The organism is Azospirillum formosense (genome assembly GCF_013340925.1).
Classification (GTDB): Bacteria; Pseudomonadota; Alphaproteobacteria; order Azospirillales; family Azospirillaceae; genus Azospirillum; species Azospirillum formosense.
In genome coordinates, this window is the sequence record NZ_WHOR01000082.1 from 1 (window position 1) to 21359 (window position 21359).

The window sequence follows — 21359 nt, forward strand, 5'->3', positions numbered from 1 at the left end:
CCTCACGCCGTCGCCGCGTCCGAATGGGTCGCCGCGCGCACCCGGCGGTGGAAGGACGGCGGCACCACGCAGGTCCCGAAGAACATCAGGTAATGCCGCATCTTCGGATCGCCCGCCCGGGTCGCCTCGGCCAGCAGGCGGCGGACGGCGTTCCAGTCGCCCTCGCGGCGGGCCATGCCGACGACCTTGGTCATCAGGAAGGCGGCGTAGGCGTTGCCGGTCATCAGCGGCCGGTGCGTGCGCGCCCACTCGAAGGCCTGCCGCCAGTCATCCACCGAATGCAGCGAGGCGCGGCCCTCGTCGATCTCCACGAAGCACAGCGGCTCGTCGACGAAGACCAGTTCCGCGCCCGGCTGGTCGAGCGCGCGGAACAGCCAGCCCCAATCCTCGAAATGGCGGTAGTCCGGCATCGGCACGGCGAGCGCCAGCGAGCGCGGCACCATGATCGTCGGGGTGGCGAGATAGCCGGGGCGGGACAGCGGGCTGCGGCGGTCGATCAAGTAGTCGCTGATCGGCTCGCCCGGCTCCGGCCGGCGCTGCGGCCAGACGTAGCGGCGCTCGCCGATGCTGACGCTGGTGCTGCAGGAGACCACCGGCAGCTTGGCGCCCGACGCCTTGGCGGCGGCGGGCTGCCGTTCCAGCTTCTCCGGCGCCCAGGAATCGTCGTCGTCGAGGAAGGCGATCCACTCGCCCAGCGCCGCCTGCACCCCGGCGTTGCGCGCTCCCGCGGGGCCGAGCGACGCCGGATTCTGCACGATGCGCAGGCGGCGGTCCTCCACCGCCTCCAGCGCCGCGACGGTCGCGGGGTCCGGCCCGTCGACGACGACGACGATCTCCAGATCCTTGATCGTCTGGGCGCGCACGCTCTCCACGGCGTTCAGCACCAGATGCGGGCGGTTGCGCGTCGGGATGACCGCGCTGACGGTGACGGGCGGGGCCTCCGCCGCGCCGCCCTTCATGTCCGCGTCCTTCATCGCTTGTACTCCAGATATTGGAAGCCCATCAGGCCGTAGAGATAGCCGCTGCCGACGCAGATCTTCTGGAGACGGCGGATCGGCCAGCTCGTGTCGAAGGCCAGCGCCATCGGCACCAGCGGCAGGGCGGCGAGGTTCAGCGCGATGTGCGCGAGGCCGAGCGTGGAGCGCTTCACCAGCGTGCGGCGCTGGCCGTTCAGCTTGGCCTCGGTCAGCGACACGCAGGTGCCGAGCCGGAAGGCGCGGCGCAGGATCCAGCGCGCGGTCATGCGGCTGGCCGGCACATGCTCCTCGATGGTCGCCTCGTCGCACCAGACGATGCGGTGGCCCTGGCGGCGGATCTGCTCGAAGAACAGCACGTCGCTGCCGCCGGACAGGCTCAGCTCCGGGTCGAAGCGCACGCCGCCCTTCAGGATGGAACGGCGGAACAGCACATTGCCGGTGGCGCAATAGGCCGGCTCGCTGCCCGTGGGCATGCGCTGCAGGTCGTGGAAGCGGCCCTTGGTCAGCCAGTCCGGCGGACGCTTCTCGTAGATCGGCAGGACCGGGCCGGCGACCACGGCGGCTCCGGTGCGCTCCATGGCCGTCACCAGCCAGTCCAGCCAGCCGGGGCTCGCCACCTCGTCGTCGTCGATGAAGGCGATCAGGTCGGCGTCCGTGGTCTCGTCCAGGCAACGGTTGCGGGCGGCGGGAATGCCCGGCACCGGCTCCGCCGCGTAGCGGATGGGGAAGCGCCAGTCCTGCGCCATCTCCCGGCACAGCGGTTCGGCGGAGCGCGCCGGGTCGTTGTCCACCACCAGCACTTCGACGTCCAGCGGGGCGTCGGGGTTGAAGGTCAGCCCCTCCAGCGACAGCAACGTGCGGTGAAGATCCTTCGGCCTGCGGTAGGTGCACACGCAAACCACCAGCTTTTTCGACATGGTGCCTGTTCCTTCCTCACGCCTGTTCATGGTGTTCATGCCGGAGATCGGGTGCGTTTCAGCCGGGCCAGCGCGATCCGCACCTGACCCATCAGGTTGGCGGGGTTGAGCACGGCCAGGGCCAGCAGATAGAGGCTGCCCGCCGGGGCGAGCTGGACGAGCAGCAGGTCGCTTTCCATCGCCGCGATCTTCAGCCCGGCGGCGAAGAGCAGGGCGGCGGTGGTCACCTTCAGAAGATCCTTCACCGGCACCGCCAGCACGCCGGCGCGCGGCATCAGGATGAGGGCTGCCACCACCCAGCCGAGCTGCGCCGCCAGCGAGCCGTAGGCCGCCCCGATCACCCCGAAGCGCGGGATCAGGAACAGGTTGGCGCCGATGTTCAGCACCGCCGTCAGCATGGTCAGCTTCAGGATGTAGCCGGTCTTCTTGGTCAGGTGCAGCGACAGGTCGAAGTGGTAGATGCGCAGGATGCTGATGAAGACCGACAGGGCGACGAGCGGCATGATCGCCGCACCGGTCTCGCGGTACGCCTCGCCGAGCAGCAGCCCGACGATGCCCTGGGCGGAGATCACCTCCATGAGCACCAGCGGCAGGCAGACCAGCAGCAGGATCGTCAGGTTCTGCGCCATGATCGGCCGCGCGGCGCGCGGGCCGGCGCTGTCATAGGCGCGCGACGCCATCGGCAGCGTGACCAGCGACGCCGCCGACGCCACCAGCATGATCGGCTGCTTGGCGAGATCGAAGGCCATGGCGTAGGCGCCGGCCGCCGCTTCGCCGATGAACCAGTAGATCAGGAAGCGGTCGGCGAAGTCGAGCGCCCAGCCCACCATCAGGCTCAGCATCAGCGGGCCGCCGAAGGTCAGCAGCAGGCCGACCCGGTCCCGCGCCGGCCAGCGCAGCGAGATGCCCTTGAGGTCGGAGCGCAGCCAGATCGCGGTGACCAGCAGGAAGCCGATGCTGGTGCCGAGCAGCAGCCCCTCCTCCTTCCAGCCGATCAGCACGAAGGCGGAGCCGAGCGCCAGCCCGAACAGCGCCTTGGCGAAGGACTTGGCCGCGAAGACCGAGCCCTTCAGCCGCGCCCGCGACATCTGGATCGACAGGTCGAACCAGGAGATCAGGATCGCGATGACCGGCAGATACAGCACATAGTCGATGCCGTTCATGCCGGGATAGAAGGCCACCACCGCGCCCAGGATGGCGAGCACCCCGCAGGCCACCACCAGGAAGGCGGTGACCACGGTGGAGAGCCAGGCGTCCCGCTCCGCCGCGTCGCCGCCGCATTTGCGCAGGACGAACAGGCCCATCCAGGAGAAGCCGCAGGCGTTGATCGCCGCCGCCGCCGCCATGACCAGGGCGTAATGGCCGTAGGCCTCCGGCGTGACGATGCGCGAGAAGACCGCGACCGCCGCGAATCCCAGGATGCCGACGGCGATCCGGGTCGCGAAGAAGGCGAAGCCGCTCGACATCATGACCGCGACTCCGCAACCGGGATGCCGTTCCGCAGCTTGGGCCGCCGTCCCGCCGACGGACGCGGCGTCAGGGCGTGGGCGTGGACCGTCTTGGCCAGCCGCGTCTGGAAGGCGGTGAAGAGGAACCACAGCAGGCCGTTCTGGATCAGCAGGCTGCTCTCGGCGACGTTGCCCAGCAGAAGCATCATGGCGAAGACGATGTGCCAGCGCGCCGCCCCGCTGCGGTCGACCGGAACGATCCGGGCGATGCGCGACAGGTAGATCGCATAGGCCACCAGGAAGAGACCGAGGCCGAGCAGGCCGACGTCCAGCGTCGTCTGGATGAAGCCGTTGTGGGCGTGGATGTCGAAGCGGCCCGAGGTGCGCCAGAACAGCGCGCCCGGCGCGTCCAGCCCCGACCAGAAGGCGCTGAAGCCGTAGCCCAGCACCGGCTGCTGCCCGATCATCCGCAAGGCGAAGTCCCAGATCAGCGTGCGCCCGGTCAGCGTGATGTCGCGGCCGAGCAGCCCGGTGATGCTCTCCAGGTTCAGCAGGGCGAAGATGGCGGCCAGCATGATGACCATGGTGCCGCCGTACAGTTCCAGCGCCAGCGATCCGGCGTCCTGCCGGTGGGTGACCAGCATCACCAGGGTCATGCCCGCCGTGGCGACGATCAGCGCCGTGGCGGAGCCGGACATGGCGAGGCAGCCGGCCATGATGGCGAAGGTGCCCAGCCGCCAGACCAGCGCCATGGTGTCGGTCACCGGGCGGGAGCGCAGGACGAACAGCCCGGCGGTCAGGCCGAAGGCCATGGCGTCGCCCAGGCCGTTCTTGTGGGAGAAGACGCCGCGCCACTGCGATCCCTGCTCCGCCGGCATCAGGCCGTAGCTCGGCAGGCCGATCGCCAGAAGCGCGCTCAGCACCGCCAGCACGAAGACCGCGCGGTGGATCAGCCGGGCCAGCGCGACCTCGCCGTAGGACAGGCCGACATAGAGGCCGAAGATCGTCGTGCCGACCAGGGCCACGCTGCGGCGGATGGTCAGCGACGGGTCATGCGACCATTGGCTGGACGCGATGGCCAGCACCACCATGAGCGCCATGGGAATGCTGAGATAGCGGAAGGCCCGGACGCCGTGGAGCATGACGATCCGCAGCAGGGCCGTGGCGTAGAGCGCGGCGAAGATGAGCTGCTTGATGGTGTCGCCGGAGGATTCCGGCGCGCCGCCCGCGCGCAGGATGAAGCGCTGCGAGGGCGCGGACATCATCACCGACAGCAGCGCGTCCCACAGCAGGATCAGGCCGATGGCGCACACCACCTGATCGAACAGGCTGGGCGTGAGATCGGCCGCGCTGCGCAGGAGCGGCGTCCGTGGCCGGGCGGGCGGCGCGTCCGCAGCGGGCGCCGCCGCCAGTGCGGCTCGGTTTCGCGGAAATGGCGTTGCACTCATCCTGTTCCCCCGATGAACCCCCCAGGACCAACGCGTCCCTTGGGGTACGGAAACGCCCGGCCGCCGGGGCGCCGGGCGTTTCCGCCGTCACGTCATGGTCAGCGCGTGTAGTAGCGGCGCGCCTCGTTCATGCCGTAGGCCTCTTCCGACGCGTCGGTGCGGGCCAGCTTCTTCAGGTCGACCCGGCTCAGCACGACGCTGGTCACGTCGCGACCCAGCTCGGTCAGCCGCTCGATGGCCCGCTGGACGACGGCGCGCGGCGTCTGTTCCCAGCGCACCACGAACAGGCATTCCGTCGCCGACCGGGTCAGCACGCCCGCGTCCGCCACGACCGCCATCGGCGGGGTGTCGAGGATGACGCAGTCGTATTCGAGCGAGGCGAACTTGATGATGCTCGCCAGCTTTTCCGACCCCAGAAGCTCCTGCGGATGGTCGCAATGCGGGCGGCCGACGACGTAGTGGAGGCCGGTGCGGCCGTCCACCTGGACCACGTCGTTCCACTCCGCCTTGCCGACGATCAGGTCGCTCAGGTCGCCCGGGGCGTTGTCGCCCAGCACGTTCCCGATGCGCGGGCAGCGCAGGTCGCATTCCAGAAGCAGGACCCGCCGGCCGGACGCCGCCAGCATGCGCGCCAGGGTCAGGCAGACGGTGGTCTTGCCCTCGCCGGGAACGGCGGAGGTGACCATCACCACCGAGCCGGTGTTCAGGGCGCCGCGGGCGTAGAGCGACACGCCGATGGCGCGCACCGCCTCGCTGTACTCCGACCGCGGACGGTCGAGGACATAGTCTTCCGGCTTGGCGTTCTTGTGATGCGGCAGGGACGGCACCAGCCCGATGGCCGGCACGCCGATCGTCTCCTCCACATGCTGGGTGTTGCGGAAGGTCTTGTTCAGATGGTCGCGCAGGAAGGCCAGGAACATGCCGATCAGCAGGCCCACGGCCAGACCGCCGCCGACGAACAGCTTCTTGCCCGGCGTCGACGGCTCCAGCGGCGGTTCCGCCAAGGACACGACGCGGGCGTCGCGCTGCTGAAGGTCGTCCTGCTCGCGCGTTTCGACGAGACGCTGGAGCAGCCCTTCATAAACCCGGCGGTTGGCGTCGGCTTCGCGCTGCAGCTGGGCCAGGCGGACGTTGGCGCCCAGCTCGCCCGCGGTCTCGGCGGTCAGCTTCTTCAGCGCGGCCTCAAGCTCGCGCTCGCGGGCGCGGGCGATCTCGACCTCGTTGTTGATGACCGCCATGATCTTGGTGGCTTCCTCGCGCATCTTCTGGCGCAGGTTCGTCAACTGGTTGACGTAGGCCTGCACCGCCGGATGCTGGTCGCCGTAGCGGGTGCGGTATTCGGCCAGCCGGCGCGCGATGCCCGACTCCTCCTCGCCCAGCCGCTGGATCAGCGGCGAGCCGAGGATTTCCGCCGCGTTGCCCTGGGTCGGGCTGCGCGCGACGATCCGGGCGTTCTGCGCCCGCGCCTCTGCCCGGCCGCGCTCCGTCTGGGCGACGACCAGGGCGCGGTTCAGCTCGGCCAACTGCTGCGACAGGAAGGTCTCGCCGCCGGCGCTGCCGAGCACGAGGCCCTGCTGCGCGCGGTAGTCCTGCACCGCCTTGTCCGACACCTCGACCTGGGCGCGCAGCTCGTTGATGCGGTCCTCCAGCCACTTGTTGGCTTGCTGGTTGACGTCCTTCTTGGTCTGGAGCTGGTCGCGCAGATACTCGTCCACGAAGGCGTTGGCGATGCGGGCCGCCTTCTCCGCCTCCTTCGCCTTGAAGGAGACGAGGATGGTGTAGGACTGGGCGTCGCTGGTCGCCGACAGGCCGCGGCGAACGTCCGCGATGACGGCGGCGCGCTCCTTCTCCGCAGTCGTCGGCTCCTTGACGCCGATTCCGGCGGAGTTCAGATAGCCGGTGATCTGCTGTTGCAGCGGCGACAGGTCGTAGCCGAGGGTGTCGTTGATCCCGGCGATGGCCCGGTCGATGGCCGAAGGCCGCTCGATGGCGCCGTTGAACTCCGGGTCATGGACCAGCCCCAGCCGGTCCACCACCTTGGCGGCGGTGGCGGTGGAGGTGATCATGTCGATTTCGGTCCGGATCGCCGCCGCCTCGCGCGGGAGGTTGGAGATCACGGCGTTGATGTCCGTGACCTCCGTCGTGCGCGGGTCGATGATGAGCACGGCCTGGCTGGTGAACCGCGGCTCATAGAGCAGGGCACCGGTGGTGGCCAGCGCGGTGCAGCACAGGACGCTGGCGATGATCGTGCTCCGGCGCCGGCGCAGCACCTGGAGGAGGTCGCGGAGCGCGACCTCCCGGGTGCTGGCTTCGGACCCCAGGGCTCCGTCTACATGAGTGTACGCGGCCATCCCATTCTCCTGAGGATCGGTCGGTTAGGGTCCAGGCCGGCGGTCAGCCCTTCACGATCTTCTCGTCGACGATGCCCGCCTTGCCGAAGGCGTTGCGGGTGTCGACGATCAGCGGCAGCCCGTCCAGGAAGGCCTTCAGATCGAAGGAGTCGTGGTCGGTGCACAGGATCGCCGCGTCGTAGGCGCCGTCGCGGATTTCCTCCAGCGCGACCGACGGCGTGCCGGCCATGCGGGCGAGGCGGCGCGTCTCCGGCAACTCCGGCACATGCGGGTCGTAGTAGAAGACCTCGCAGCCGCGGTCCTGCAGAAGATCGATGATCTTCAGCGCCGGGCTTTCGCGCATGTCCTCGATGTTCTTCTTGTAGGCGACGCCCAGGACGAGGATGCGCGACCCGCGCAGCGCGCGGCCAAGCTTGGAGTCCATGGCCTGGGACAGCCGCTCCACCACGTAATGCGGCATGCGGGTGTTGATTTCGCCGGCCAGCTCGATGAAGCGGGTGGCGACGTCGAACTCGCGGGCCTTCCAGGTCAGGTAGAAGGGGTCGATCGGGATGCAGTGACCGCCCAGGCCGGGGCCGGGGTAGAAGGGCATGTAGCCGAAGGGCTTGGTCTTGGCGCCTTCGATCACTTCCCAGACGTCGATGCCCATCGCGTCGTAGACGACCTTCAGCTCGTTGACGAGGGCGATGTTGACGCAGCGGAAGATGTTCTCGGTCAGCTTCACCGCCTCGGCCGCTTCCAGCGACGAGACCGGGATCACGCGCTCCAGCGCGCGGCCGTACATCGAGCAGGCGATGCGCAGCGCGTTGGGGTCCTCGCCGCCGACGATCTTCGGGATGCGGGCGGTGGTGAAGGTCTCGTTGCCCGGGTCCTCGCGCTCGGGCGAGAAGGCCAGCAGGAAGTCCGTGCCGCTGACGAGGCCGGTCTTCTCCAGGATCGGGCGCACCACCTCGCGCGTCGTGCCGGGGTAGGTGGTCGATTCCAGGACGATCAGCTGGCCGGGGCGCATCACCTGGGCGATCTGCCGGGTGGTGACCTCAATGCAGCTCATGTCCGGTTCGCGGTTGCGGGTCAGCGGCGTCGGCACGCAGATGACGATGGCGTCCATGTCGGCCAGCGACTGGAAGTTCGCCGTCGCCGTGAAGCGACCCTCCTCGATCATCCCGCGGACCTCGTCGGTCGACACGGTGCCGATGTAGGAGGTGCCGCCGTTCAGGCTGGCGACCTTTTCCGGATCGATGTCGAAGCCCGTCACCGAGAAGCCGGCCCGCGCGAACAGCCGCGCCAGAGGCAGGCCGACGTAACCCAGGCCGATGACGCCGACGCTGGCGGTGCCCGCCGCGATCTTCGACTCCAGCGTCGCCAGAGCTTCCGGAATGCCGGACGTGCCGACCGAACCCCCGCTCACCAACAGGTCGGCAAACTCATTGCTCGACATAAGACGTCTCCTTTTCCGACTCTCTTGTTCGTAGAGGTATCACCGTTATTCGCGCTGTATTTCTCAGATCAATTCTACCGACACAAAACCGAAGCCAAGGTCCGGTTCTGACATCGGGCCTTGGCTTTTGCTGTTCATAAGACTGATCGATCGGCGTTTCCTCTCACCGAATACATTAGGCTGCTTTGTCTAAGCACCCAGCAATCGTGATAGAAAAAGTGGCAGCCGTAAACGTCGTAAAAGGCCGAACCACCGTCAGTTGACCGGGTTATCTTTCTTGTGAGACTTTCGGGATGACCATCCCGAAAGGTGCTTTATTAACCCCTTTTGAGTAACCACGGGCAGAATAGACGAAAGGAGCCGGACCGGCGCGTCGGCGGCCGGACGGCTCCTTCGCACCGCGGTCATCCCTGGACGGCGACTCCCTCCGGTTGCAGCCCGGCGGTCTCGGGCAGCGTGTTGTGCATCAGGAAGCTGGCATCGCCGTCGCCCATGGTCAGCAGCCAGTTGCCGCGGTCGGCGAATTCGTCCCGGTCGATCCCCGCGTCCGGCCCGGCATGCGCCATCACCCGCACCGGGAAGCCCACGCGGTCGGGCACCTTCATCATGCCCATGGCGAGGAAGGTCCGCTCCGCCCGCGTGTTCAGCGTCCGGCAGATCAGCGCGGTCGCGCGTTCCGTCGCGGCGATGCGCAGCGTGTGGCTCAGCAGGACCCACAGCCATTTCGGCTCGCACAGGTAATCGACGATGGCGAGGCAGGGCTCCTTGCGCCAGGTCTCGCGGCGCAGGACGACGTAGCCCAGCGGCTCGCCCCCGCGCGTCAGGATGAAGCGGCGGTAGTCCGAGGCGCAGGGGATCGCGTCGTAGCGCCAGCGCAGATGCGTCAGGTCGCGCAGCGCGATCAGCGGGTAATGCGGCGAGGCGCGCCGCCAGATGGCGTCGGCCCGCCCGTCGAACCGCCCGATCTCCTCGAACCGCGCGCCGGTCGCCCGGCTCAGCAGGTGGCCGCCGATCCGCGCCCCGTGAAGGGCCGGCCCGGCGATCGCCCCGATGGTCCGCATGCGGCCCTGAAGCGAGGACGCCTCCAGGCAGCGCCGCGTGTCCAGCGGGAAGACGTAGGCGGGCAGGGCGCCGATGTCGATCCAGCCGGCCTTGCTGTAGGCCTTGTAGGCGGAGTCGGAGATGTGGATGGCCATCGCCAGAGGGCGGCTGTCGAGCTGCGCTTCCGCCAGGGGCGTGAAGGCGCCGCGCATCCGCCATTCCGGCAGGACCATCAGGCTGTTGGCCCAGGAGGCCGGGATTTCCCGGTCCCGCGCCTTCAGGCGGAAGGGAATCCCGCATTGCTGGCCGACGATCCGTCCCTGCCGCTTGCACACCCAGACTTGCGGCCCGTCCGCGTCCCGGTCGGGCACCTCGTCGAAGAGCCAGCGGTTGTAGGCGTCGTCCACCTGCCAGACCCGTTCGCCGAACATCTTGCGCTGGAAGCCGCGCAGCTCTCCCGTGTCGGAGGTGTCGAAACGGAAAACGGTTTTCTTCAGCCGGTCGGTGATCGACTGACCGACGGTGCTGCTGCTGGTGCTCACATGCCCCCCCTTGTTCGAACGCGCCGTCCCTTTCCCGGCCCGCGGCTCGCCCGCGGACGTCGGGGCCGAGGTCAGCGCACGGATTCCGGCCGCATTCCGGACGCTTCCTGCACGGTTCCTCCCGTTGGTTGGTTGGCCGTTGGCTGGTTGATGGTGGTCCCGGTCCGGGTTTCGGTTTCTGCTCTGGCGTCGTTGCTGACCCGGTTGCCGGTGACGGTCTTGCCAATGCTGTCGGCGATGATGATGGCGGCCCGCTTGCCGTTGCGGTGGAAGACGTTGTCGCGCAGCTCCAGCGTGATCGAGCCGTTGCCCTTCTGGTGCTGCAGGACGCCGCCGTTGTTGTCGTAGAACTCGTTGTCGTAGACCCGGTAGGTCACGTCGATCCCGCGGTTCTGGCCGAGCGAGAGGCCCGCGTCGGCGTTGCGGAAGATGACGTTGCGATAGATCTCGGTGCTGGACTTCGCCAGGATGCCGGCGCCGCGCGGGTTGTCGTGAATCAGGTTGTCGTGGATCTTCAGCGCGCTGTCGGCCTGCCCCTGGTCGTGGTAGAGGCCGTGGGAGCGGCCTTCGCCGCCGTTGACGCCGTTGTTGAAGACCCGGTTGTGGGCGATCTCGCCGGTCAGGATGCGCCCGTTCCACCCGGAATAGACGCCGCCGTCCTTGCGCCAGCCATTGTCGGCGATGGTGTTGCGCGTGATGACCTGGTCGGTGTTGTCCGCCGCGTAATGCACGATTCCATAGGCGCCGTTGCCGGTGATGGCCGATCCGTCGATCCGCAGCCCGACGGAAGTCCCCTGAACGACGATTCCGGAGCCGCCGTTGCCCGCGACCGTCACGTTCGTCACCGACACGTTGCGCGCCCGCGGGCCGAGCAGCAGGCCGGTGTCGGCCGCGCCGGTGATGGTCAGCCCGTCGAAGGCGACGTTCGTCCGCCCGTTCAGGCTGACCGCGACCGAGGCGCCCCGCGCGTCGATCACCGGGGCGTCGCCCTTGCCATAGGCGCCGTAGGTGACCGGCCGGTCGGTGGTGCCGGAGGAGGAGGCCAGGAGGCTGCCGCGCCAGTTCTCCCCGCGCTCGAACAGCACGCGGCTTCCCGGCGGGAAGGCCGTCGCGTTCACCTTCTCCGGCGATTTCCACGCTTCCTTCGGGCCGCGGCCCGACCGGCGGTCGTCACCGTCCGTGGCATCGACGTAGAAGACCGGGGCGCCCTCGGCGTTCTGGGCGGCGTTCTGGGCGGCGCTCCGGCGCGCGCTGACGAGCAGCGACGGCTGGGCGGGGCGCTCGATGGCGGGGGGAGGCGGGGGCAGGTGATCCATGGCTCGGCTCGCGCGGCCTTACAGGGCGACGCGGAACAGCGCGTAGGCAAGGCCCCAGGCCGCCAGCGCGCAGCCGGTGCACAGCAGGGCCCAGCCGGCGCGCTGCAGATCGAGCATCGGGGGAGCGGCGCGCTCCGTCGCCTTCGCAGCGGCGTCCGCCGGAAGGACGTCCGCAACCCCACCCAGCAGGTTCGGGCTGGCCGGCGTGGCTTGCTCGATCATAGCGATCTCCTCGCGGGGGGCCTGATAAGCGGGGGCGCCGACGACTGAAACCGCAGCGTGTCCCTGTTGCGGTATTTTGTGTTACGTCGTGGACAAATAAAGGGAAATGAAAAGGGATCACGCTTAAGCGATCAGGCTACGATAAGGGGGCATTCCAAAGGGAGGAATAGGCATTCTCTTTGGAATTGCTGAGTCGTCATCGCCCGTAATGCATATGAAAACGGCAAGAACTCCCTCCCGGCGGTGGGGAGGGAGCCCTTCATAGGCCGGACCGCTTATCCGACCAGACCATTCATCCGGCCAGTGCGCGCTTCATGTTGCCGGCACCGCCGCGGAGCAGGCGCTTGACCAGCTGCTGCTTCGCCGGGGCCGGACCGTTCTCGAAGCAGATCCGCTGAATCCGCCGCTGCGGACCACCCCGGCGCGGCCAGGACGTGCCGAAGGTGACGTCGACCCCATCGCCGTACAGCTCCTCGAACAGCGAGTCGTGCAGACCCTCGTCCGAATAGGGGAAGGCGAAGGAGCCGCAGCCGGGGCCGAACAGCTCCCGGATGCCGGCGACGCTGCCCGTCACCTCCTGCTTCCGCTGCTCCGGCGTCAGCAGGCGGTGGTTGGGATGGTCGAAACCGTGGGCGCCGATCGACACGCCCTCCGCCATCAGGTCGGTGATCTCGTCGCGGGTCAGGTAGGGCTTCTGCGTCGCCAGGAAGCCGGCGGTGTCGAACTCCAGCACGGTGGCGATCTCGTCCAGCACGGCGCGCTGGTGCCAGCTCACCGTCATGACGCCGGCGGCGCCGGCCCGCGCCAGGGTGGCGGCGCAGACGGCGCGGCGGGGATCGGCCTCCGCCAGCCGGCTCAGCCGCTCCGCCAGAAGGCTTGCCTTGTGCCGGTAGAAGAGCGTCCGGTTGTCGAGGAAGTTCAGGTTGAGGTACAGCGCGGGACGGATGCCCTTGCGGCGCAGGATGGGCATCGCCACCTCCGCGACCTCGCGCATGCCGTCGTCGAAGGTGACCAGCAGCGACGGGCGGCGGATCTCCGGCCCGCCCATGGCCGATCCGGTGACCGTGGGCAGGTCCGTCGGCTCGAAGTGCTTCAGGAGGAAATCGAGATCCTCCGTGAACTCCTTGGGCGTACGGGGCCGGTAGATGTGCTTGAGATGGTCCGGCACCGTGTCGCAGACGGCGTGATAGACGACGGCCAGCACCGGGCTGCCGTAGGCGCGATGGCAGGCGATCCCCAGCGGGTTGCGCAGCGCGTCCATCCACCGGAGCCGCCGGCCCAGCCCGCCACCGGAAATCACGTCGGCAACGCTCATTCAAATCCTCCCGCGGAAGGGTCAGAGGGCAGAAGGTCAGGGAGCAGAAGGTCAGAGGGCGTCCGCGCCATCGGGGGCGAGGCGCTTGGGCTGGATCATGGCGGTGTGGATCCGGGCCATCGCCTGCGCCTCGGTCGGCGTGCGGACCAGGCGGTACAGCATCCTCTTCAGGCCCGGCGGCGTCAGCCGGAAGCCGATCTGAAGCGAGGCCGTCGCCAGGAACTCCGAATTGGTCAGGAACCCCGACCGCCAGCACCAGACGCGGAAAGCCCATTCGTTGACGGCGTAGCGCAGCCCGCCGCGGCGGACGCGCTGGGCCATGCTGGTGCGGAAGAGGAGAAGCGCCTCCTGCACCGTCTCCATGCGCGCCCCGGCCTGGAGCAGGCGGACATACAGGTCGTAGTCCTCCAGATTCCCGAAGCAGGAGCGGTAGCCGCCGATGGCGTTCAGCGCCCGCCGCCGCACCATCATGGTGGGGTGCGACAGGACGCAGTGCCACTTCATGCCCTGGCTGATCTCCTCATGGGTCTCCGGGCTGCGCTTCACGCAGGTGATCGCGCCGGGGTCCTGTTCGAACTCCGCGTGCCAGGAGAAGGACGCATCCAGCGACCCCTGCTCGGCGAAGGCGCGCGCCTGCGTCTCGAAGCGGTGGGGCAGGCAGATGTCGTCGCTGTCCATGCGGGCCACCAGGTAGCCCGTGCAGTATTGCAGCCCGTCGTTCAGCGCGCGGGCCAAGCCCCCCTGGTTGCGCCGCCGCACCACCACGAGCCGGCAGGCGTTGGACGCCTGATAGCGGGCGATGACCTTCTCCTGCTCCTCCCCGATCCGTCCATCGACCACCAGCACGCATTCGCGCGGGAGGAGCGTCTGCGTATAGACGCTCTCCAGCGCGGCCTGAAGGTTGTCCGCCTTCTCGCCCGCGTAGGTGGCCATAAGCACGCTGATCGATTGAGTGTCCCGACCGTCCCTCGGTCCGCTCACGTGATTCATACCTGGTCTCCACCCCTCATGTCGTGGCGACGCGGACGGCGTGCGGCGGTCCGGCCATCGGACACCGCGGCCCCGGGAATGGAGGCGTGTGCGTGCCGCCCAATGCCCCGGTTCCGCGGCACGCGCGTGGAAGCGGTTTTGGCGTTCCTTCCCCGGTGGCCGTCGATCCGGTGCCTGTGCGGCGCCGGCCGTCCCGTCCTTGTCGTCGTTTTCAGTGCCGTTGTTGCCCTGTCTCGTCCCTTTCCTGTCGGTTCTGTGAGGGCCTCCCTCCGGTCCGCATCCCGGATCAGGACACCCCTGGCCGTCGCATCGGCCGGCGCCGATGCACGCATAGGCACGGAATAGGTCTGTGGACGCTATCAAAGGGCGGATGGCGGGTAAACCTACATAAAGTGCAAGATAAATATCCCCTTCGCAGCGTCCCAAAGGGAAAGCCGACTGCCACTTTGGTCGATTTCGGAGAAAGTGGGGGATGCCGCGCGCACTGCGGAAGAAATATCGGCGGATCGTTATGAGAAAGCGGTAAATAGAGTTGGTGCCCAACCTTCATCATTCTGATGGCGGGCGCCTTATTGTGCGATGCACAAGAAGCAAAGGCGAGGATGGAGTCACCGGCCGGACTGTGCTTCCGATTATTGCCGTTTTGTGTCGTGGACGAAAGCCGGAAACGCTCTCCCGGACACGCCAACGCCCGGCCACAAGGGGCCGGGCGCGGACGTTGCCGAAGGGTCGGAAGAACCGATCGTCAGATGATCGGGTTGGCCTTGGAGACCGAGGAGATGGTGTTGTTGGACACCGTCTGCTTGATGCTGTCGGCGATGTTGATCGCCGCACGGCCGTTGTTGTTGTAGAAGGTGTTGTCGTACAGGCTCAGCGTGATCGACCCGCTGCCCTTCAGGTGCTCCAGGATGCCGCCGTTGTTGTTGAAGATCTCGTTGCCGTAGATCTTGTAGGTGACGTTGGTGCCCTGGTTCTGGCCGATCGAGATGCCGACGTTCGAGTTGCCGTAGATCGTGTTGTTGTAGATCTCGGTGCTCGACTTGGCGAGGATGCCGGCGCCGCGCGGGTTCGAGTAGATCACGTTGTCGTGGATCTTCAGCGTGCTGTTGGCCTGGCTGTGGTCGTGGTACAGCCCGTGCGACCGGCCGTCGCCGCCGCCGCTGCCGTTGTTGAAGATCGTGTTGCCGGCGATCTCGCCGCTCAGGATGCGGCCGTTCCAGCCCGAATAGACCGCATCGGTCCGCCAGCCGTTGTCGCTGATGATGTTGTTGGTGAAGTACTGGTTGGCGTTGTCGGCGGAGTAGTGGACGAGGCCGTAGCCGCCGTTGCCGTCGATCGTCGAATGATCGATGCGCAGGTTGTTGGAGGTGCCGCTGATCACCACGCCCGACCCGCGGTTGTCGATGATCTGCGAGTTGGTGACCTTCACGTTCATGGCGCCGCCGTTGAGCAGCAGGCCGGTGTCGTTCGAACCCGTCATCGTCAGGTTGTCGAACGTGATGTTGTCCTTGTTGTTCAGGCTGACGGCGTAGCTGGCGCCGCTCTTGGCCTTGATGATCGGATCGGCGCCGGTGCCGTAGGCGCCGTAGATGATCGGCTTGTCGGAGGTGCCGGAGGTCGAGACCAGCAGGCTGTCGGTCCAGGTTTCGCCGCGCTCGAACAGGACCAGCGAGCCGGCGGCGAAGTTGGTCGAGTTCACCTTGGCCAGCGACTTCCAGGCCTGGTTCGGGTTGTTGCCCGAGTTGCTGTCGTTGCCGTGCGTCGCGTCGATGTAGAAGACCTGCGAGGCCGGGGTCGCCGGGTAATCCGACGTGCCGCCGCCCGGGTTCGACGGGGCGGGCGGAGCCGTCGGCGTGGTCGGCGTGGTCGGCGTGGTCGGAGTCGTGGGGGTGGTCGGCGTGGTGGGCGTCGTGGTCGCGGCGGGGAAGAACTCCTTGGGCGCGGCGACGACCAGCGTGCCGTCCCACCACATGCCGGACTGGCCCTTCACCACGTCCTTGCCGTCGAGCGCGCCCTTGTCGTAGCTGACGGAGGCGTCGGTCGGGTTGACCGCGTTGCCGTTGATGGTGATCTTGTTGACGATCAGGTTGCGGTCCTGGCCGTTCACGAAACCGTCGTTGTCGTACTGGATCTGGACCTTGTGGGCCTGACCGGCGGCGATGTTCGCGTTGAAGGTGAAGTCCTTGGCGGCGGTGCCGGCGGAGCCCTCGCCGATGACCTTGCCGTCCACCATCACCTTGAAGTGCGGGGCGACGCCGCCCGCCAGGTTGCCGGCGGCGTTGACGACGATCTTCGTGGCGCCGGTCACCGCCTCGGCGGTCGCGGCGGGGAAGAACTCCTTGGGCGCGGCGACGACCAGAGTGCCGTCCCACCACATGCCGGACTGGCCCTTCACCACGTCCTTGCCGTCGAGCGCGCCCTTGTCGTAGGTCACCGACGGATCGGCCGCGTCGAGCGCGTGGCCGTTGATGGTGATCTTGTTGACGATCAGGTTGCGGTCCTGGCCGTTCGCCATGCCGTCGTTGTCGTACTGGATCTGGATCTTGTGGGCCTGATCCGCCGTGACGTTGGCGTTGAAGGTGAAGTCCTTGGCATCGGTGCCGGCGGAGCCTTCGCCGATGACCTTGCCGTCCACCATCACCTTGAAGTGCGGGGCGATGCCGCCCGCCACGTTGCCGGCGGCGTTGATGACGATCTTCGTGGCGTTGTCAGCGGTCGCGGCGGCATCGGCGAGCGCCAGCGGCTGCACGGCCTGGAGGACCTGCGCCTGGAGGAGGCTGGCCGGCGTCGCGAAGGGATCGGCGGTGGACACGGCGGTCTCGCTGCCCGACAGATGCGCCGTGTCGGCGCCGAGGTCGCCGGCATAGTTGGTGTGGTCGGTCAGGTCCTGGTGGTGAAGGTCGATACCCAGATCGTCCATGGTCTGCACTCTCTTCCTTGTGGGGATGCCACCGCGGTTGGTGGCCGGCGGGGCAGGCACGCGGTCGGTGCGTCCCCATCCTTTCGGTTAGCGCTCTAGCCATTTGGCTTACCCCTTAAGACTATCGGCTTCGTTGTGGCCTTAAATGGGACGATTTTAGGATAATAAATCTCAAATGCGTTGCATTATCGCCACAGTGATGCCGAGACGCCCCGGTGGCGCGATGGTTTGGCGCTGCAACCGGCGGAAAAGGCACCGCCGCCGCCCAACGCGACGGTGGTGCCGAACGCTGCGCTGCGCAGCCAGGGATAGCGGTGAGGCGGGCAAAAAAGGGGATGGTGCCGGATTCGGATCATCCATTGACTCGGGTCAATCCGCCGGAACCGGATCCGGGCTTAGCCTCTCTCCATGCTTTGCAAGGAGGTATGACATGGAGACGATGGTCTTTCTGGTGCTGGCGCTTCTGCTGACCGGCTTCCTGACCGCGCTGTCGGTGCTGGGCATGGCCACGCTGCACGCCGCGGTGCGGGTCATTCTTCCGGCCCGCCGCCCGGTGGCTCCCGTCCGGGTGTCGTGACCGGACGCCTTATATGATATAAGTCAGAGGGGGAGGGGGCCGTCGTTCTTGACCTCCTCCATCACCGCGTAGGTGCGGGTTTCCCGGACGCCGGGCAGCGACAGCAGCACATCCCCAAGGAACCGCCGGTAGGCCGCCATGTCGGCCACCCGCGTCTTCACCAGATAATCGAACCCGCCGGCCACCATGTGGCATTCCAGAACCTCCGGCGCGTGGCGGATGGCCTGGGCGAAGCGGTCGAACACGTCGGGCGTCGTCTTGTCGAGCAGCACCTCGACGAACACCATCAGCCCGAAGCCCAACCGGTGCGGATCGAGCCGCGCCGTGAACCCCGTGACATAGCCGTCCTTCAGCAACCGCCGCATCCGTTCGCCGGCGGTCGTGGCCGACAGGCCGACCCGCTCCGCCAGATCAACGGCGGAAATCCGCCCGTCCATCTGCAAAATCGCCAGGATGCGCCGGTCGGTCCGGTCAAGCTCCGTCATTTTCGCGCTCCATACCGTCTCTGACCGTTGATATCGCGGTGAATGGGCAAAAACAACCATGGAGGCACGGCGAACTCCGCGATAGTCTGCGGATGCCGCAGTGGAACAAGCAAAACAAAGCGGACGCCGCGGCTCTGAAAAGACGAATTGGATCGGGTGAGAGACACCGTGACCATCAACATTGGCCCCAACGCCGCGGATGGCGCCGGCACGACCCTGCTGCTGGGCGCCGGACGCATGGGCGGCGCCATGCTGCGCGGCTGGCTGGCGCAGGGCGTGCCCGCCTCCGCCATTTCGGTCGCCGACCCCAGCCCCGCGCCGGATCTGGCCGAACTGGCCGCGCGGACCGGCGTCCGTTTGAATCCGGCGGACAGCACCGTGGTCGATACCCTCGTGGTCGCGGTCAAGCCGCAGATGGTGGAGAGCGCCGCGGCGGGCGTGCAGGCGGTGTTGGTGCCGCACACGCTGGTGTTGTCGATCATGGCCGGCAAGACGCTGGCCGACCTGCGCCGGCTGTTCCCGGCGGCGGGCAGCGTGGTGCGGGCGATGCCCAACCTCCCGGCGGCGGTCGGCCGCGGCGCCACCGTCGCGGTCGCCGAGGCGGGCTGCCCGGCCGATCGGAAGGCGCGCGCCGCCTCCCTGCTGACCGCGGTCGGGAGCCTGGAATGGCTGGCCGACGAGGCGCTGGTCGACGCCGCCACGGCGCTGTCCGGCTCCGGCCCCGCCTATGTCTTCTATCTCGTGGAGTGCCTGACCCGCGCCGGGGTGGAGGTGGGGCTGCCCGCCGACGTGTCGGAACGGCTGGCCCGCGCCACGGTCGAGGGGGCGGGGGCGCTGATGGGCGCCACCGGCCAGCCGGCGGCCGAGCTGCGCGCCGGCGTGACCTCCCCCGGCGGGACCACGGCGGCCGGCCTTTCCAAGCTGATGGCCGATGACCACCTCCAGAGTCTGTTGAACGCGACCCTGCGCGCGGCGGCCCAGCGTGCCGCCGAACTGGGCGGAACCGGCCCGAAAGCCTGACCCGAAAGCCTGAGAAGCACACTCCTTTTCACCATCAGGAACCGGCTCGCCCCCGGCCTGCGGATTCGAGCGGACGACACCGATGAACAGCACGACCAACCCGACCGCCACCCGGGCCGACACCCGGACCATCACCCCGTCCGCCGCCTCCGGCAGCGCGGCGCCCTTCGCGGACTTCGCCCCGCCCATCCGCCCGGCGACCGAGCTGCGCGCCGCGATCACCGCCGCCTACCGCCGGCCCGAGCCGGACTGCCTGCCCTTCCTGTTCGAGCAGGCGTCGCTGCCGCCCGGCGTCATCACCGCGGCGGCATCCACCGCCCGCAAGCTGATCACCGCGCTGCGCGCCAAGCCGCGGGGCCGCGGCGTCGAGGGGCTGATCCACGAATACAGCCTGTCCAGCCAGGAAGGCATGGCGCTGATGTGCCTGGCGGAGGCGCTGCTGCGCATCCCCGACCACGCCACGCGCGACGCGCTGATCCGCGACAAGATCGCCGGCGGCGACTGGCAGGCGCATCTCGGCAAGGGCGGCTCGATGTTCGTCAACGCCGCGACCTGGGGCCTGCTGATCACCGGCAAGCTGACCTCGGCGGGCGGCGAGCAGGCGCTGTCCTCCGCCCTGACGCGCCTGATCGCGCGCGGCGGCGAGCCGCTGATCCGCCGCGGCGTCGATTTCGCCATGCGCATGATGGGCGAGCAGTTCGTCACCGGCCAGACCATCCAGGAGGCGCTGACCAACGCCCGCCCGATGGAGGCCGAGGGCTTCCGCTACTCCTACGACATGCTGGGCGAGGCGGCGCTGACGGCGGAGGACGCCGCGCGCTACTACGCCGACTACGAGAACGCCATCCACGCCATCGGCAAGGCGTCGGCGGGGCGCGGCGTCTATGAGGGGCCGGGCATCTCCATCAAGCTGTCGGCGATCCACCCGCGCTATTCGCGCGCCCAGGCCGACCGGGTGATGGACGAACTGCTGCCGCGCGTGAAGGCGCTGGCGCTGCTCGCCAAGGGCTACGACATCGGCCTGAACATCGACGCCGAGGAGGCCGACCGGCTGGAGCTGTCGCTCGACCTGATGGAATCGCTGTGCTTCGACCCGGATCTGGCGGGCTGGAACGGCATCGGCTTCGTCGTCCAGGCCTACGGCAAGCGCTGCCCCTACGTCATCGACTTCCTGGTCGATCTGGCGCGGCGCAGCGGCCACCGGCTGATGATCCGTCTGGTCAAGGGCGCCTATTGGGACAGCGAGATCAAGCGCGCCCAGCTCGACGGGCTGCCCGACTTCCCGGTCTACACGCGCAAGGTCTACACCGACGTCTCCTACGTCGCCTGCGCCCGCAAGCTGCTGGCCGCCCCCGACGCGGTGTTCCCGCAATTCGCCACCCACAACGCCCAGACCCTCGCCACCATCTACGAGATGGCCGGCAGCGACTTCCAGGTCGGCAAGTACGAGTTCCAGTGCCTGCACGGCATGGGCGAGCCGCTCTACAAGGAGGTCGTCGGCCCGCTGAAGCGGCCCTGCCGCATCTACGCGCCGGTCGGCACGCATGAGACGCTGCTGGCCTATCTGGTCCGCCGCCTGCTGGAGAACGGGGCCAACAGCTCCTTCGTCAACCGCATCGCCGACCCGGCGGTCCCGGTCGACGAGCTGGTCGCCGATCCGGTGGCGGTCGCCAGGGCCATCGCCCCGCTGGGCGCGCCGCACGCGCTGATCGCCCTGCCGCGGAACCTCTACGCGCCGGAGCGGGCCAACTCCGCCGGCATCGACCTGTCCGACGAGACGGAGCTGGCCCGCCTGTCCGCCGCCCTGTCGGCGAGCGCCGGCATGACCTGGACCGCGGCACCGCTGCTGGCCGACGGCGAGCGGGCGGGGCAGGCCCAGCCGGTGCGCAACCCGGCCGACCGCCGCGACGTGGTCGGCTCGGTGACCGAGGCGAGCGAGGCCCTGGTGGCGGAGGCCTTCGGCCACGCCGTCGCGGCGGCCTCCGCCTGGGCCGCGACCCCGCCGGAGGAGCGCGCCGCCTGCCTGTTCCGTGCCGCCGACACCATGCAGGAGCGGATGCCGACCCTGCTCGGCCTGATCGTCCGCGAGGCCGGCAAGTCGCTGCCCAACGCCATCGCCGAGGTGCGGGAGGCCATCGACTTCCTGCGCTACTACGGGGCGCAGGCGCGCGACCGCTTCGACAACGCCACCCACCGCCCGCTGGGGCCGGTGGTCTGCATCAGCCCGTGGAACTTCCCGCTGGCCATCTTCTCCGGCCAGATCGCCGCGACGCTGGCCGCCGGCAACCCGGTGCTGGCGAAGCCGGCCGAGGAAACCCCGCTGATCGCCGCCGAGGCGGTGCGCATCCTGCA

Annotated in this window: 16 protein-coding genes; 3 read left to right on the forward strand and 13 right to left on the reverse strand. The window is 68.4% G+C overall.

Annotation, left to right across the window (positions count from 1 at the left end; all coding sequences use genetic code 11):
• Positions 1 to 2: 2 nt before the first annotated feature.
• From GBZ26_RS12930 to GBZ26_RS12985, 12 genes are all read right to left on the reverse strand, one after another.
• Complete coding sequence (locus tag GBZ26_RS12930) at positions 3 to 974, reverse strand: glycosyltransferase family 2 protein (RefSeq protein WP_174439189.1); 972 nt, start codon at positions 972 to 974, stop codon at positions 3 to 5.
• Positions 971 to 1894 (reverse strand): glycosyltransferase family 2 protein, encoded by a 924-nt coding sequence (locus GBZ26_RS12935; protein ID WP_174439190.1) that lies wholly within the window; start codon positions 1892 to 1894, stop codon positions 971 to 973. The genes GBZ26_RS12930 and GBZ26_RS12935 overlap by 4 nt, the downstream gene beginning before the upstream one ends.
• Before the next feature lie 35 nt (positions 1895 to 1929).
• Complete coding sequence (locus GBZ26_RS12940) at positions 1930 to 3363, reverse strand: lipopolysaccharide biosynthesis protein (RefSeq protein ID WP_174439191.1); 1434 nt, start codon at positions 3361 to 3363, stop codon at positions 1930 to 1932.
• Complete coding sequence (locus GBZ26_RS12945) at positions 3360 to 4790, reverse strand: O-antigen ligase family protein (RefSeq protein WP_174439192.1); 1431 nt, start codon at positions 4788 to 4790, stop codon at positions 3360 to 3362. Before GBZ26_RS12945 ends, GBZ26_RS12940 begins: the two co-directional genes overlap by 4 nt.
• Before the next feature lie 98 nt (positions 4791 to 4888).
• The gene (locus GBZ26_RS12950) at positions 4889 to 7141 is read right to left on the reverse strand and encodes a GumC family protein (RefSeq protein WP_174439193.1); all 2253 of its coding nucleotides are present in this window, start codon (positions 7139 to 7141) and stop codon (positions 4889 to 4891) included.
• 43 nt (positions 7142 to 7184) lie between these two features.
• Positions 7185 to 8579 (reverse strand): nucleotide sugar dehydrogenase, encoded by a 1395-nt coding sequence (locus GBZ26_RS12955; protein ID WP_174439194.1) that lies wholly within the window; start codon positions 8577 to 8579, stop codon positions 7185 to 7187.
• 404 nt (positions 8580 to 8983) lie between these two features.
• Positions 8984 to 10162 carry a GNAT family N-acetyltransferase gene (locus GBZ26_RS12960; RefSeq protein WP_174439195.1) on the reverse strand — a complete coding sequence of 393 codons (1179 nt, stop codon included), beginning with the start codon at positions 10160 to 10162 and terminating at the stop codon, positions 8984 to 8986.
• A gap of 71 nt (positions 10163 to 10233) precedes the next feature.
• Complete coding sequence (locus GBZ26_RS12965; protein WP_174439196.1) at positions 10234 to 11478, reverse strand: right-handed parallel beta-helix repeat-containing protein; 1245 nt, start codon at positions 11476 to 11478, stop codon at positions 10234 to 10236.
• An 18-nt stretch (positions 11479 to 11496) separates the two neighbouring features.
• On the reverse strand, positions 11497 to 11700 hold the full coding sequence (locus GBZ26_RS12970) for a hypothetical protein (RefSeq protein WP_174439197.1): 204 nt from the start codon (positions 11698 to 11700) through the stop codon (positions 11497 to 11499).
• A gap of 292 nt (positions 11701 to 11992) precedes the next feature.
• Positions 11993 to 13015 (reverse strand): polysaccharide deacetylase family protein, encoded by a 1023-nt coding sequence (locus tag GBZ26_RS12975; protein ID WP_174439198.1) that lies wholly within the window; start codon positions 13013 to 13015, stop codon positions 11993 to 11995.
• Between the two features lie 51 nt (positions 13016 to 13066).
• A complete protein-coding gene (locus GBZ26_RS12980; protein ID WP_174439199.1) occupies positions 13067 to 13948 on the reverse strand; it encodes a glycosyltransferase in 882 nt (293 codons plus the stop codon).
• Positions 13949 to 14750: 802 nt separating this feature from the next.
• Positions 14751 to 16925 carry a carbohydrate-binding domain-containing protein gene (locus GBZ26_RS12985; protein ID WP_174439200.1) on the reverse strand — a complete coding sequence of 725 codons (2175 nt, stop codon included), beginning with the start codon at positions 16923 to 16925 and terminating at the stop codon, positions 14751 to 14753.
• Positions 16926 to 17355: 430 nt separating this feature from the next.
• On the opposite strand from GBZ26_RS12985, the gene GBZ26_RS12990 reads away from it, so the two are divergent.
• On the forward strand, positions 17356 to 17502 hold the full coding sequence (locus GBZ26_RS12990; protein ID WP_174439201.1) for a hypothetical protein: 147 nt from the start codon (positions 17356 to 17358) through the stop codon (positions 17500 to 17502).
• Between the two features lie 23 nt (positions 17503 to 17525).
• Here the strand turns inward: GBZ26_RS12990 and GBZ26_RS12995 are convergent, their stop codons facing one another.
• Positions 17526 to 17987: an Lrp/AsnC ligand binding domain-containing protein gene (locus GBZ26_RS12995; protein WP_035679469.1), complete on the reverse strand. Its 462-nt coding sequence runs from the start codon at positions 17985 to 17987 to the stop codon at positions 17526 to 17528.
• A gap of 168 nt (positions 17988 to 18155) precedes the next feature.
• Here GBZ26_RS12995 and proC point away from each other — a divergent pair, with 168 nt between their 5' ends.
• Both proC and putA read left to right on the forward strand, forming a co-directional pair.
• Positions 18156 to 19007, forward strand: coding sequence for a pyrroline-5-carboxylate reductase (gene proC / locus GBZ26_RS13000; RefSeq protein WP_343207286.1), 852 nt, complete (start codon positions 18156 to 18158; stop codon positions 19005 to 19007).
• 82 nt (positions 19008 to 19089) lie between these two features.
• Positions 19090 to 21359: bifunctional proline dehydrogenase/L-glutamate gamma-semialdehyde dehydrogenase PutA (putA, locus tag GBZ26_RS13005; protein WP_174439202.1), on the forward strand; the 2270-nt coding region annotated here is incomplete at its 3' end.